Annotated in this window: 10 protein-coding genes; 5 read left to right on the top strand and 5 right to left on the bottom strand. The window is 62.9% G+C overall.

Translation table 11 applies throughout. The features are described from left to right. Window positions 1–172 precede the first annotated feature (172 nt). The 3 genes from NKH63_RS01570 to NKH63_RS01560 all read right to left on the bottom strand — a co-directional run bounded on the left by NKH63_RS01570 (window position 173) and on the right by NKH63_RS01560 (window position 2,183). Window positions 173–940 carry an N-acetylmuramoyl-L-alanine amidase gene (locus tag NKH63_RS01570; RefSeq protein ID WP_352481545.1) on the bottom strand — a complete coding sequence of 256 codons (768 nt, stop codon included), beginning with the start codon at window positions 938–940 and terminating at the stop codon, window positions 173–175. Beyond that, the gene (locus tag NKH63_RS01565) at window positions 937–1,656 is read right to left on the bottom strand and encodes a J domain-containing protein (protein ID WP_023721214.1); all 720 of its coding nucleotides are present in this window, start codon (window positions 1,654–1,656) and stop codon (window positions 937–939) included. The genes NKH63_RS01570 and NKH63_RS01565 overlap by 4 nt, the downstream gene beginning before the upstream one ends. Window positions 1,657–1,976: 320 nt before the next feature. Next, window positions 1,977–2,183, bottom strand: coding sequence for a hypothetical protein (locus tag NKH63_RS01560; RefSeq protein WP_023721215.1), 207 nt, complete (start codon window positions 2,181–2,183; stop codon window positions 1,977–1,979). A gap of 172 nt (window positions 2,184–2,355) precedes the next feature. Here NKH63_RS01560 and NKH63_RS01555 point away from each other — a divergent pair, with 172 nt between their 5' ends. Genes NKH63_RS01555 through NKH63_RS01545 form a run of 3 tightly spaced genes read left to right on the top strand, consistent with a single transcriptional unit; the run spans window position 2,356 to window position 8,229 of the window. Continuing rightward, window positions 2,356–6,237, top strand: coding sequence for a hydantoinase B/oxoprolinase family protein (locus tag NKH63_RS01555; RefSeq protein WP_352917623.1), 3,882 nt, complete (start codon window positions 2,356–2,358; stop codon window positions 6,235–6,237). A gap of 31 nt (window positions 6,238–6,268) precedes the next feature. Then, window positions 6,269–7,567, top strand: a complete 1,299-nt coding sequence (locus tag NKH63_RS01550) for a BtaA family protein (protein WP_352481547.1) — start codon at window positions 6,269–6,271, stop codon at window positions 7,565–7,567. After that, window positions 7,564–8,229, top strand: coding sequence for a class I SAM-dependent methyltransferase (locus NKH63_RS01545; protein WP_352481548.1), 666 nt, complete (start codon window positions 7,564–7,566; stop codon window positions 8,227–8,229). The genes NKH63_RS01550 and NKH63_RS01545 overlap by 4 nt, the downstream gene beginning before the upstream one ends. 207 nt (window positions 8,230–8,436) lie before the next feature. Here NKH63_RS01545 and NKH63_RS01540 read toward each other — a convergent pair whose 3' ends face one another. Further along, window positions 8,437–9,816, bottom strand: coding sequence for a serine hydrolase domain-containing protein (locus NKH63_RS01540; RefSeq protein ID WP_352917622.1), 1,380 nt, complete (start codon window positions 9,814–9,816; stop codon window positions 8,437–8,439). A 318-nt stretch (window positions 9,817–10,134) separates the two neighbouring features. Between NKH63_RS01540 and NKH63_RS01535 the strand changes: the two genes are divergently transcribed. Then, the gene (locus NKH63_RS01535) at window positions 10,135–10,932 is read left to right on the top strand and encodes a glycoside hydrolase family 25 protein (protein WP_352481550.1); all 798 of its coding nucleotides are present in this window, start codon (window positions 10,135–10,137) and stop codon (window positions 10,930–10,932) included. Between the two features lie 80 nt (window positions 10,933–11,012). Next, window positions 11,013–12,185: a lytic murein transglycosylase gene (locus NKH63_RS01530; RefSeq protein WP_352481551.1), complete on the top strand. Its 1,173-nt coding sequence runs from the start codon at window positions 11,013–11,015 to the stop codon at window positions 12,183–12,185. Between the two features lie 108 nt (window positions 12,186–12,293). Here NKH63_RS01530 and NKH63_RS01525 read toward each other — a convergent pair whose 3' ends face one another. Further along, window positions 12,294–13,187 (bottom strand): LysR family transcriptional regulator, encoded by an 894-nt coding sequence (locus NKH63_RS01525; RefSeq protein WP_352481552.1) that lies wholly within the window; start codon window positions 13,185–13,187, stop codon window positions 12,294–12,296. Window positions 13,188–13,283: the final 96 nt, after the last annotated feature.

Raw genomic sequence — 13,283 nt, 5'->3', positions numbered from 1 at the left:
GTTTGATCTGCACAAAGAACTTCGCGCAGATACCCTCAATCAACATCGGAACATCTGGGGGGATAGAGGTCCGACAATCTGTACGGATCGCCTTTGACGACGGAATTGGCGCCAAAGAAGGCGGCGCAAGTCACTTTAGGTAACAGATTGTAACTTTTGATCTGGGAAAAGATTATTTGAGAGAGGCTATCCTTGCGGAAGCGAGCAGCCTTTCCAGCGTGCGGATCGTCGATCCGTCAGCCATGCCATCGACCAGGCGCTGCCGGAAATGCCGCTGAAATGCCTCGACCACGATTTCGGTCTGCCGGTCGAAAGCGCCGGTGATCTCGACGCCATAACCATAGAGCGACAGCATCGACTGCAGCGCCTCGACCTCGGCGCCGGTATCATCTGGCTTCAGTACGGCGCCGCGCCGGATCGGTGCTGCCGGCACAACATGGCCGACACCGGCGGCAAACAAGGCTTTCCATGGAAATTTCTCGCCCGGATCGACCTTGCGCCCCGGTGCCACGTCGGAATGGGCGAGCACCCGCTGCGCCAGAATGGAATGGCGCTCGACAATGCCGACGCACAGGCCGATCACCGCGTCGATCTGCGGTTTTGGAAAATTGCGATAGCCGAGAGTATGCCCCGGATTGACGATCTCGATGCCGATCGAACAGGAGTTGATGTCGCTCTGTCCGAACCACCAGCTCTTGCCGGCATGCCAGGCGCGATCGCTTTCCCTTACCATCTGAACAATGCGGCCGTCCTCATGGACCAGATAGTGCGACGAGACCTCGCTTGCCGGATCGCACAACCATGCCTCGGCGCCGGCGCCGGTCGCCATGCCGGTGTAGTGCAGCACGATCATATCGGGTCTAAGCGTGCCGCGCCGCGGTCCGAAATTCGGCGATACCCTAACCTCGGCGCTCGGCTCGTCGGGCGGAAAGCCGCTCATGCGTGCCGCAGGCCTCGCTCGATCATCTCATAGGCCGCGTTGATCGCCGCCAGCCTGGTCGTCGCGATCTTGATGAATTCCTGCGGCAGGCCGCGTGCGATCAGCCGGTCCGGATGATTGTCGGAGACCAACTTGCGGTAGCGCCTGCGGACCTCCTCGAACGGCTTCCCACGCTCGATGCCGAGCACAACATAAGGATCGGCGGCGCCCAGATCGACATGCCGCGCCAGGATGCTCTGGTAGTGCGCCTCATCGATGCGGAAGATCTCGGCGATGCGATGCAGGAATTGGCGCTCGCGCTCATGCACCAGCCCGTCGGCCTTGGCGATGTGGAACAGCCCGTCGAGTATGTCCTCCAGCATCAGGCAATTCGAATGGCCCGAACCGCAAAGCTGCGCCATCCGCTCGGCATAGGTTTCGAAACCGGCAATGTCGCGTTTGGCCAAATCGTAGAGCCGCGCCACATTGCGCCTCTGTTCCTTCGGCACCTCGAATATTTCCTGGAAGGCGCGCACCTCGTCTTGGGTGACGATGCCGTCTGCCTTGGCCATCTTGGCCGACAGCGCGATCATCGCCACCGAGAAGGCGACGCGCCGGCGCAGATCGGCATCGCCGGAGAAAACCGTGCGCACGGCTTCGACCACTTCGGCGACGCCTGACGACGCTGAAGATGAAACGCGTGTGACGAAGTCGCCGAGGCGGTCCCAAATCGACATGAGGGTTTCATAGGGCCAACCGCCCATCGCTATCAAGCCAAGACAGTGCCGCAGGGGCTGGCCCAATCGATTTGGCGGAATGCCTGAGGCGGCTGGCGCTAGCGCTCACCCATGGAAAATCCGCAGACGGCAGCCTCGCCGCGCAAACGGCGAGCCCTGGCGATTGGCGCCTTGGGTCGTCGTTTCGGCGCAAGTAAGGGGCGAGGCGTACTTTTCGCGTTGCGGTTACCTGCGTCGGCGCACTCGGCCGCAAGGCGCGGGTATCGTAAGCAGCAGAAAGGCCGGCGTGTGAGGCCGGCCTCTCTTGGTTGTCACATCAATTATTGCGCCGGGGCAGCCGGCGCAGGAGCGGGGGCCGGGGCCGGCTCGGCAGGTTTGTTGGCGTCAGGAGCAGCCGGCTTCATCGTCTGGTCGGATGCCGGCGGGTTAGTGCTCTGCGTCGTAGTGTTGTCGGTGCCGCTGTCGCTGCAGGCCGCAACGCCAAGCAAGGCAAGCGCCGAGACCGACGCAAGAATGAGTTTCTTCATGATATCTCTCCTCTAATCACGCCACCGTTACCGGCGACGATCGAGGACACAATGCATCAGGTCATGATGAGTTTCGTAACGTTGCGTTTCCGCGTGTAACATCAAGCGCTTGGCCGTACAAAGCGTTGAGCACTAACAGGATGCGTAAAATGAAAATGCCGGAGGCGCTGCCATGACCGCAAGATGGGATTTCTGGATCGACCGCGGCGGTACCTTCACCGACATCATCGGCCGGGACCCGGAAGGCGGGCTGTATCCCAGGAAACTCCTTTCGGAAAATCCCGAAGCCTATGCCGACGCTGCCATCCAGGGCATTCGCGAACTGCTCGGCGTCCAGCCCGGCGCCCCAATCCCTTCCGCTCTGATCGGCGACGTCAAAATGGGCACCACGGTCGCCACCAATGCGCTTCTCGAGCGCAAGGGCGACCGCGTGCTGCTGCTCATCACCAAGGGCTTCCGCGATGCGCTGAGGATTGCCTATCAGGCCAGGCCCGATATCTTTGCCAAGCAGATCATCCTTCCCGAACAGCTCTACGAGCACGTCATCGAGATAGACGAACGCGTGCGCGCCGACGGTCGTGTCGAACGCCTGCTCGACATCGCCTCCGTGCGTCCTGCCATCGAACAGGCCAAGGCTGACGGTATCGATGCGGTCGCGATCGTCTTCATGCATGCCTGGAAACATCCCGATCACGAAAAGGCGGTCGCCAAAGTCTGTCGAAAGCTCGGATTCTCGCAGGTCTCGGTCAGCCACGAGGTCTCGCCGCTGATCAAGCTGGTCGGCCGCGGCGACACCACGGTGGTCGACGCGTATCTGTCGCCGATCCTGGCAAGGTATGTGCAAAGGGTTGCGGCGGAACTGGGTGCCGCGCCAATCTCCCCCCTTGTGGGGGAGATGTCGGCGAAGCCGACAGAGGGGGGCGCTGTCCCGCCAACATCTCAGTCTGTCACGCCCCCCTCTGCCCTGCCCCCTTTGCCGCCACTTGGCATCTCCCCCACAACGGGGGAGATTGGCCAATCCCCCCGCCTTATGTTCATGATGTCGTCGGGCGGCCTCACCGCCGCCGACATGTTCCAGGGCAAGGATGCGCTGTTGTCCGGCCCGGCCGGCGGCGTCGTCGGCATGGTCGAGACGGCAAAACTCGCCGGTTTCGGCAAAGTCATCGGCTTCGACATGGGCGGCACCTCCACCGATGTCGCCCACTATGATGGCGACTACGAGCGCGCCTTCGACACCGAGGTCGCCGGCGTGCGCATCCGCGCGCCGATGATGCGCATCCACACCGTCGCCGCCGGCGGCGGCTCGATCCTGCACTATGAGGCCGGCCGCTTTCGCGCCGGGCCGGATTCGGCCGGCGCCAATCCCGGCCCGGCCGCCTACCGGCGCGGCGGTCCGCTTGCGGTCACCGACGCCAATGTCATGCTGGGAAAGCTGCAGCCCGACTTCTTTCCGGCCATTTTTGGGCCGGGCCAGGACGAACCGCTCGACGTGCGGACAGTTCGCGAGACGTTCACCGCACTTGCCGCCGAAATCGGCGACGGCCGCTCGCCGGAAGCCGTTGCCGAAGGGTTCGTCACCATCGCCGTCGAAAACATGGCCAATGCCATCAAGAAGATTTCGGTGCAGCGCGGCTACGACGTCACCGAATACCTGCTGAATTGTTTCGGCGGCGCCGGCGGCCAGCACGCTTGCCTCGTCGCCGATGCGCTCGGCATGGAGGCTGTGCTGATCCATCCCTTTTCCGGCCTGCTCTCGGCATACGGCATCGGCCTGTCCTCGGTGTTTGCGTCACGCCAGCAGGCGCTGCTGAAGCCGCTGGCGGACGATTCCGGGCCGGCGATCAACGAGCTCATCGCAACGCTGCGCAAAGCCGTCATCGACGAACTCGCCGCGCAAGGCATCACCGAAGACGCGGTCGCCTCGAAGCCGGTGCTGCAGATCCGCTATGACGGCACCGATACCGCGCTGCCTGTGAACTTTGGGCACGGCTCGATTGCGCAGGCCAAGGCGGACTTCGAACTGGCGCACAAGGCGCAGTTCGGCTTCGTCTATGATGACAAGCCGATGATCGTCGAATCGGTCGGCGTCGAAGGTACCGATACCGGCAGCACCGGCCGCGACGAAAGCGATTCAGTTCTTGAACACAAGGCCGCAAGTCCTTCCGGGACGCGGAAAATTTTCGTCGACGGCATCTGGCGCGACGCCGGCATCTTCCCTCGCGAAACGCTGAAGCCCGGTAACAAGATCGCCGGCCCCGCTTTGATCATCGAGCCGAACCAGACCATCGTCGTCGAGCCCGGCTGGCAGGCCGAGATCACCGCCAAGGACCATGTACTGATGCGCCGCATCGAGAAGAAGCACCGGCAGGCCGCACTCGGCACCGAAGCCGATCCGGTGATGCTGGAGGTCTTCAACAATCTGTTCATGTCGATCGCCGAGCAGATGGGCGTAACGCTGCAGAACACCGCCTATTCGGTCAATATCAAGGAGCGGCTCGACTTCTCCTGTGCCGTTTTCGACCGGAATGGCGCGCTGGTCGCCAACGCGCCGCATATGCCGGTGCATCTCGGCTCGATGGACCGCTCGGTGGAGACCATCATCCGGCTCAATTCCGGCGACATTCACCCCGGCGACGTCTTTGCCCTGAACGCCCCTTACAATGGCGGCACGCATCTGCCTGATATCACCGTGGTGACACCGGTGTTTTCCCTCCCCCTCGAGGGGAGGGTGGCCGCGAAGCGGCCGGGTGGGGTCCTCTCAGAAGGCACCACAAATGCGTCGAGCACTGCCGCAACGACCCCCCCCGGCGGCTTCGCCGCCACCTCCCCCTCGAGGGGGGAGGAGATCCTCTTCTACGTAGCCTCGCGTGGCCACCATGCCGACGTCGGCGGCACGGCGCCCGGCTCGATGACGCCGCTTGCCACTACCGTCGATGAGGAAGGTGTGCTGTTTGACAATTTCCGCATCGTCGATCGCGGCAGGTTCCGCGAGAAGGACCTGGAGACGCTGCTGACCGACCACCCCTACCCGGCGCGCAATCCGCACCAGAACATCGCCGACCTCAAGGCGCAGATCGCCGCGAACGAAAAGGGCGTCGCCGAGCTGCGCAAGATGGTCGCGCATTTCGGCCTTGGCGTCGTCGAAGCCTATATGGGCCATGTCCAGGACAATGCCGCCGAAAGCGTGCGTCGCGTACTGGAGCGGCTGCCCGACAGTTCCGAATACGAATATCCGACCGACACCGGCCAAATGATCAAGGTGAAGATATCGGTCGACCGGCACAAGCGCGAAGCGACCGTCGACTTCACCGGCACGTCGCCAGTGATGAAGAACAATTTCAACGCGCCAGAGCCGGTCGCCCGTGCCGCGGTGCTTTATGCCTTCCGCGTCATGGTCGAAGACAACATCCCGATGAATGCCGGATGTCTGCGGCCGATCAACATCGTCATTCCCGACGGCTCGATGCTGAAGCCCGCCTATCCCGCGGCAGTCGTCGCCGGCAATGTCGAGACCTCGCAGCACGTCACCAACGCGCTGTTCGGCGCGATGAGGGCAATGGCCAATGCGCAAGGCACGATGAATAATCTCACCTTCGGCAACAAGCAGTACCAGTATTATGAGACGATCTGCTCCGGTTCGCCGGCCGGCCGCATGAACGACGGCCGCGGCTTTCACGGCACCTCCGGCGTCCACACCCACATGACCAATTCGCGCCTGACCGATCCGGAAGTGCTGGAACTGCGTTTCCCGGTATTGCTCGAAGATTTCCATATCCGCGAAGGTTCCGGCGGCAAAGGCAAATGGAATGCCGGCGACGGCACCAAGCGCACCATCCGCTTCCTCGAAAAAATGGAATGCGCGATCCTGTCCTCGCATCGCAACCGCCCGCCGCAAGGCCTGGACGGCGGCGGCGATGGCGAGGTTGGCTCGACCAAGATCCGCCGCAAGGATGGCCGCGTCGAGGTCCTGAAGGCCTGCGATCAGACCATCCTCGACGCCGGCGAGGCAGTCATCGTGACGACGCCGACGCCTGGTGGATTTGGCAAGGCCTGAACTCGCGTCAACAGGCTGTCACCGGCCTGTCATGACCCTGCGCTACCCGCTTGCGGCAAAGCAAACGGGGAATCGCCTTGCCATGACGGACATTTCTGGAGAACTGGTTTTTCGCCGCGGCAAGGAAGTTGGCAAAGCCGTCTACCAGAACCGCCCGCTGTCGAAAGCCGGCATCTCCGAGCGCTTGTTCGCCTTCCTGTTCTCCGGCCTTGTCTACCCGCAGATCTGGGAAGACCCCGAAATCGACATGGACGCGATGCAGCTCGGCAAGGGTCACCGCATCGTCACCATTGCCTCGGGCGGCTGCAACATCCTCGCCTATCTCACCCGGTCGCCGGAAAGGATCGATGCCGTCGACCTCAACACCGCCCACATCGCGCTGAACCGTATGAAGCTCGAAGCCGTCCGTCACCTGCCGTCGCAGGGCGACCTGTTCCGTTTCTTCGGCGCGGCTGAGACCGGGCACAATTCGCAGGCCTACGACCGCTTCATCGCACCGCATCTCGACCCGGTCAGCCGCCATTATTGGGAGCGCCGCAGCTGGCGCGGCCGTCGCCGCATCGCTGTCTTCGACCGCAATTTCTACCAGACCGGCCTGCTTGGCCTGTTCATCGCCATGGGCCATCGCACCGCCAAATTCTTCGGCGTCGACCCGGCCGACATCATGGACGCCAAGAGCATCGCCGATCAGCGCCGCTTCTTCGACGAAGAGCTGGCGCCGGTCTTCGAAAAACCGCTGCTGAAATGGGCGACTTCGCGAAAAGCTTCGCTGTTCGGCCTCGGCATTCCGCCGGCCCAGTACGATTCGCTGATCACCTCGGGTGACGGCACCATGGCCAGCGTGCTCAAGGCGCGGCTGGAAAAGCTCGCCTGCGATTTTCCGCTGAAGACCAACTATTTCGCCTGGCAGGCTTTTGCCCGCCGCTATCCCAATCCCGGCGAGGCCGCCCTGCCCGCCTATCTCGAAAAGCGCAACTACAAGACGATCCGCAACAATGTCGATCGCGTGGCAATCCACCATGCCAATCTGATCGAGTTCCTTGCCGGCAAGGATGCCGGTTCGGTCGACCGCTTCGTGCTGCTCGACGCACAGGACTGGATGACGGACGACCAGCTCAACGGGTTGTGGGCCGAGATCACCCGAACCGCCTCCGCCGGCGCCCGCGTCATCTTCCGCACCGCAGCGGAACCCAGCCTGCTGTCCGGCCGCGTCTCGAATTCGCTGCTCGACCAGTGGCGTTACGAGAACGACGCCTCGCGCGAGTTTTCGGCCCGCGACCGCTCGGCCATCTATGGCGGCTTTCATCTCTACGTGAAGCAGGGCGCATGAGCGCGACCGAATTGCCTGCCAGCCATGCCGAGCTGATGGACGGCGTCTACCGCTGGCAGCGTCATATCTACGACCTGACACGCAAATATTATTTGCTCGGCCGCGACCGGCTTATCGCCGGCCTGGATGTGCCGGCCGGCGGCACCGTGCTCGAGCTCGGCTGCGGCACCGGCCGCAACATCATCCTCGCCGCCCGCCGCTATCCGGGCGCGCGCTTCTTCGGCCTCGATATTTCGGCCGAGATGCTGGAGACGGCCACCGCCGCCCTTGCCCGCGAAGGCCTCTCCGGGCGCGTCACGCTGGCGTGCGGCGACGCCACCGATTTCGACGCGACGGCGTTGTTCGGCGTCAAAAGTTTCGACCGCGTCTTTGTCTCGTATTCGCTGTCGATGATCCCCGGTTGGGAGAAGACGGTATCCGCGGCACTTGCTGCCCTGGCACCGGGCGGCTCGCTGCATGTCGTCGATTTTGGCCAGCAGGAAGCGCTGCCCGGCTGGTTCCGCACGCTGCTGCGCGGCTGGCTGAAAAAATTCCATGTCGAGCCACGTCAATCGCTGCGCGCGGTTCTGGATTCGGAATCTGCAAGAACCGGCGCAAGCTTCCGTTTCCAAACGCTTTATCGCGGCTATGCGTGGCTCGCCGTGATCGGACCAGGTCGATAGCCAGGATGTGTTGAGATTCAGGTCAGGCCGAGTCGAAAACGGTGGGTTCCGAGAACCGGAGCGGAGCGTACTTTTGGGTACGTGAGCACCGGCCTACCCCGGCCGTAGCCTTAACTGCCACGACCGCTCATGAGTGCTTTGGCCGGCGAAGGCCGGAAGCGCAGGAAACCGCCGTTTGCAGGCCGGCATCACCTGAATCGATACAGCCTAATGCAGCGCCTTGACCAGCGCCGCCACCATTACCTGTGGCCGGTAGCCGAGCCTGGCCGGCGTCAGCCCGAGCCGCACCACAACCAGCTGCTCGGAGGGAATGATGGCGACCGTTTGCCCATCATGCCCCTCCATCCAGTAGGTGTCCTTGGGCAGGCCGGCGGCAATGCCGGCGCCGGGGTTTTCCTCGTCGCCGGGCCCTTCGATCCATAATTGCCCCTTGCCGTAGACCTTCGAGGCAGTTGCCGGTTCCCGCATCCAGTCGACGAAGCCGGCGGGCAGGATCGCCTTGCCGTTCCAGACGCCACCCTGCAGCAGGAATTGGCCGAAGCGCGCCCAGTCGCGTGCCGTGGCATAGAGATAGGACGAGCCGACGAAGGTGCCGTGCTCGTCGGCCTCTAGCACCGCGCTCCGCATGCCGAGCGGATCGAACAGCGCGACCCTCGGCCACGCCAGCGCCTTGTCCTTGTCGCCGATCGCGTCCTGCCACAATCGGGACAGCATCACCGCCGTGCCGCTCGAATAGGAAAACACCTTGCCGACCTCGCCGGTCAGCGGCTTGGATCCGGCAAATGCTGCCATGTCCGGTTCGAGATAGAGCATGCGCGTCACATCGGCGACGTCGCCATAATCCTCGTTGAATTCCAGTCCGCTCGACATTGCCATCATGTCGGCGAGGCTGATCACGGCACGGCCATCTGCTTGCCAGGGTCGAAACAGGCCCTGGTTGGTGATCGCCAGCTTGCTGTCCTTCATCAGCGTGCCGACGATCGCCGCATTCACCGTCTTGGTCATTGACCAGCCCAGTAGCGGGGTCTTTTCGGAAAAGCCGTCGCCATAGCGCTCTGCGACGATGCGGCCGTTCTTGACCACCACCACCGCCCGCATGCCAGCACCGGTCAATGCCGGATCGTCGAGGATTGCCGTGACCTCGGGATCCTGCGAGGCATCGGCCTTGTCGCCCTCCGGCCAGATCGCATCGGGCAGCGGCGCCGGCGTCGGTGCAACTCCCGCGACAGCCTTGGCGGCGGCAATATCGCTGTCGGGAACCGAGGCGCAGCCGAGCCCGTCGCGGGCGACCGCGACACTCTTGCCGAGCCCGCCGAACAGGCCCGCCGAAACCGTTCCCTTCTCCTTGTCCACCGACACTCTCATCAGCTTCAGCAGCGGATGGCCCGGCGCCTGCACATCGACGGCGAGCACGTCGTCGGCGTCTCGCCCTGCGATGAAGACGTTCGAACAGACGATCTTGGCCGAATAGCCGGAACCGACGCGGATCAGTTCCGGCGGCGCGAAATACAGCCAGCCGGCGAGCATCGCAGCGGCCAGCACAGCCAGGCCCAGCAGCCATTTGACGAACTTCAGAAGGATCTGCATTTTTTTCGAATTCCCCCCGAGCGCGATCTATGTCATCGATTTGCCGCCATTGTTTCGGCAAAATCGCGGCTCTTGTCGAGCGCCGTCAACCGAATATCAACCATGATCGGCGATCACGAGGGACTGGGCGATTCTGTGGGGTGATCGTCCGGCTGGGCTTGCATGCATGTGTCCCAAACTGCGCAACGGTTTGGGAATGCATGAAACGAAGATCCAGGCGCTTCGCGTAAGTCAGTTTCAAACGCGTCGCGCCCGGTCGAGGGGCCACCCGCGGAAAGACCCATCAGCGGCCGGCTGAAACCGGCTCGGGAAGTAGCGATGCGCCGTTTCGCGGTCCTCATCACGCTGATGCTGCTTGGTGCCTGCTCGACGGTCGATGATCTGACGCCATCGCTGTCGTCGTCCAGCGCCCCGACGGTTGCGGTACGCGCGCCCCGTTTTGCCGATTCCGACCCGCATGAATGGGATAGCGGCGCACCGTGGAGCTACGCCGTCCACGGCACCGACGTCTCCAAATACCAGACATCGATCGACTGGCCGGCGGCCAGGGCCAGCGGCATCTCCTTTGCCTTTATCAAGGCTACCGAAGGCGGAGACCGGTTCGATGAAGCTTTCAACGAGCATTGGAGCCGCACGAAGGCCTCGGGTATCCCCCGTGCCGCCTATCATTTCTTCTACTTTTGCACGCCGGCCGCTACCCAGGCGCGCTGGTTCATCCAGAACGTGCCCAAAGACAGTTCGGCGATGCCGCCCGTTCTCGACATGGAATGGAACCCGAAATCGCCGACCTGCAAGCTGCGGCCAGATTCCGCCACGGTACGCAGCGAGATGAGCACATTCCTCAAAATCGTCGAAAAACACTACGGCAAGAAGCCGATCATCTACACGTCGGTCGACTTCTTCGAAGATAATGGTCTATCGGGTTTCCGGGGCTACCCCTACTGGCTGCGCTCCGTCGCCGGGCACCCGCGCCAGAAATACGGCAGCCATCCATTCACCTTCTGGCAGTATACCGGAACGGGCGTCGTGCCGGGCATGGCCGGAAACGCCGACATCAACGTCTTCAACGGCTCCGAAGCCGCCTGGAAGAAGTGGTTGCGGCAGAACACCCGTTGACACCAGGCCTGCCGCCTGCTTTTCGACACAGCCAATGACGAATACCCGCAACCGCTGGTAATCTTCTCGGAAGGATGGCGATGCGATCGCGCTTTGGAATTCTCGCGGCGCTGCTCCTGACCGCCGTGCCGGCCGCGGCACAGCAATGCGGCGGCGATTTCGAGGCATGGAAGCAGGGCGTGGCGGCGGAGGCCAGGGCGGCCGGCGTCGGCGCTGCCGGCCTTGATGCGCTGGAAAACGCCACCCTCGATGAGAAGGCGCTGGCACGCGACCGCGCCCAGGGCGTCTTCACCCAGACCTTCATCGAATTCTCGAACCGCATGATCTCGTCGCATCGACTGAAGCAAGGCGCGGCCAATCTGCAAAAATATGCCGAGATCTTTGCCCGCGCCGATCGCGAATTCGGCGTGCAGGCGCCGGTCATCGCTGCTTTCTGGGCCCTGGAAACCGATTTTGGCGCCGTGCAAGGCGATTTCCACACACTGAACGCACTGGTCAGCCTCTCGCATGACTGCCGCCGCCCGCAGTTGTTCCGGCCGCAGATCGTGCCGCTGCTGATGCTGATCGATCGCGGCGTGGTGCCGGCCGACGTGACCGGTGCCTGGGCCGGCGAGATCGGCCAGACGCAGATGTTGCCTTCCGACTATCTCGGCCACGGCGTGGACGGCGACGGCAATGGCCTGGTCGACCTGCGCGGCAGCGCGCCTGATGTGATCATGAGCACGGCCAGCAAGATCCAGTCGCGCGGCTGGAAGCGCGACCAGCCCTGGATCGAGGAAGTCCGTGTGCCCGACGATTTGCCGTGGGAGCAGACGGGACGCACCAACAAGCTGCCGTTGATGCAATGGACCCAGTGGGGCGTTACCAGGCCAGACGGCACGCCGCTTCTCGACAACGGCCTGAAGGCCGGCCTGGCGCTGCCCATGGGTCGCAAGGGGCCAGCCTTCCTGACCTACGACAATTTCGACGTCTATCTCGAGTGGAACCAATCCTTCACCTATGCCCTGACCGCGGCAAATCTTGCCGCCCGGCTGGGGGGCGCGCCGCGATTCGATCCGCGCAACCCGGAACCCGGCCTCAACGGCGACGAGATGAAGGCGCTGCAGACCAAGCTCGAGGCGAAAGGTTATGACGTCGGTACCGTCGACGGCATCCTAGGCACCAACACCCGCGAGGCGATCCGCAAGGAGCAGATGCGGCTGGGCCTGCCGGTCGACGGCTGGCCGACGCTCGAGCTGCTGGCGAGGCTGTGAGGGCGGTGAATGGTGAATGGTGAATGGTGAATGGTGAATGGTGAAAAGAATAGCACCCGAGCCGCACTGAACACCAGAGCTACTACTATTCACTATTCACTATTCACATCACCGCCTGGCAAGCAAGAAATCGATGAAGGCTCGCAGCGGCGCGGGAACCTGCCGGGAACTTGCGTGATATAGATAAAAACCCGGAAATCTCGGCGACCAGGCTTCGAGAAAGCGGATGAGCTTTCCCGCTTCGATCCACGGCCGGACCTGGTATTCCAGCATGTACGCCACGCCGACCCCATCCAGAACCGCCCCGATCATCAGGTCCGTATCGTTGACCGTCAGGCCACCGCTGACGGCCACTTCCAGGGCACGTTGGCCTCGGGCGAACTCCCACCGGTAGAGATTGCCGCCGCTCGGCCACTGGAAATTGATGCACTGGTGCTGATGCAGGTCCGCGGGGTGACGGGGTATCGGGTGATGCTGCAGATACCTCGGCGCCGCCACTGCAGCCATCTCGAGCTCCTCGCTGAGCTTCACAGCCACCATATCCTTGTGCAGCCGCTCACCCAGTCTGATTCCAGCATCGAAGCGGCCCTCGACGATGTCGGTGAGCATGTCGTCGACAATGATTGTGAGGGCGATATCGGGATAGGCGCGGCGGAAATCGCCGAGGATCGGCGCGATGAAACGCGTGGCGGCGATGCGCGGAACATTGATGCGCAGCGAGCCTGCTGGCCGGCCGCGTGATGCATGCGCGTCCGCGACGGCGCCTTCCAGTTCGCCGAATGCCGGTGCGATGCGGGCAAACAGCTTCTCGCCCTCAGCGGTCGGCGACATGCTGCGCGTGGTGCGGTTAAGCAGGCGGATACCGAGACGCTCTTCCAGCCCACGTATCGTCTGGCTGAGTGCTGGAGGCGAAATCCTGAGCTTGGCCGCGGCGCGGACAAAGCTTCCCTCTTCGATGATTGCTGCAAATGCCGTGAGTTCGGAAAACTCGCTTCCTCGCATTATGTACCTCAGGCTTAACAAGTCAGTTAGATAATAGGCTATTCTCTGAGCAATAGCATGCCCCTAGCTTTTCCCCGGAACGCCGCTCGATCAAGG

The sequence above is a fragment of the Mesorhizobium sp. M0960 genome (assembly GCF_040319055.1).
Lineage (GTDB): Bacteria > Pseudomonadota > Alphaproteobacteria > Rhizobiales > Rhizobiaceae > Mesorhizobium.
This window is presented reverse-complemented; position numbering and strand designations above follow the sequence as displayed.

Bases quoted from the DNA above. Each gene is read 5' to 3' on its own strand.
- NKH63_RS01570 (WP_352481545.1), bottom strand. From the start codon at position 940: ATGAGCGGCTTTCCGCCCGACGAGCCGAGCGCCGAGGTTAGGGTATCG.
- NKH63_RS01565 (WP_023721214.1), bottom strand. From the start codon at position 1,656: ATGTCGATTTGGGACCGCCTCGGCGACTTCGTCACACGCGTTTCATCT.
- NKH63_RS01560 (WP_023721215.1), bottom strand. From the start codon at position 2,183: ATGAAGAAACTCATTCTTGCGTCGGTCTCGGCGCTTGCCTTGCTTGGC.
- NKH63_RS01555 (WP_352917623.1), top strand. From the start codon at position 2,356: ATGACCGCAAGATGGGATTTCTGGATCGACCGCGGCGGTACCTTCACC.
- NKH63_RS01550 (WP_352481547.1), top strand. From the start codon at position 6,269: ATGACCCTGCGCTACCCGCTTGCGGCAAAGCAAACGGGGAATCGCCTT.
- NKH63_RS01545 (WP_352481548.1), top strand. From the start codon at position 7,564: ATGAGCGCGACCGAATTGCCTGCCAGCCATGCCGAGCTGATGGACGGC.
- NKH63_RS01540 (WP_352917622.1), bottom strand. From the start codon at position 9,816: ATGCAGATCCTTCTGAAGTTCGTCAAATGGCTGCTGGGCCTGGCTGTG.
- NKH63_RS01535 (WP_352481550.1), top strand. From the start codon at position 10,135: ATGCGCCGTTTCGCGGTCCTCATCACGCTGATGCTGCTTGGTGCCTGC.
- NKH63_RS01530 (WP_352481551.1), top strand. From the start codon at position 11,013: ATGCGATCGCGCTTTGGAATTCTCGCGGCGCTGCTCCTGACCGCCGTG.
- NKH63_RS01525 (WP_352481552.1), bottom strand. From the start codon at position 13,187: ATGCGAGGAAGCGAGTTTTCCGAACTCACGGCATTTGCAGCAATCATC.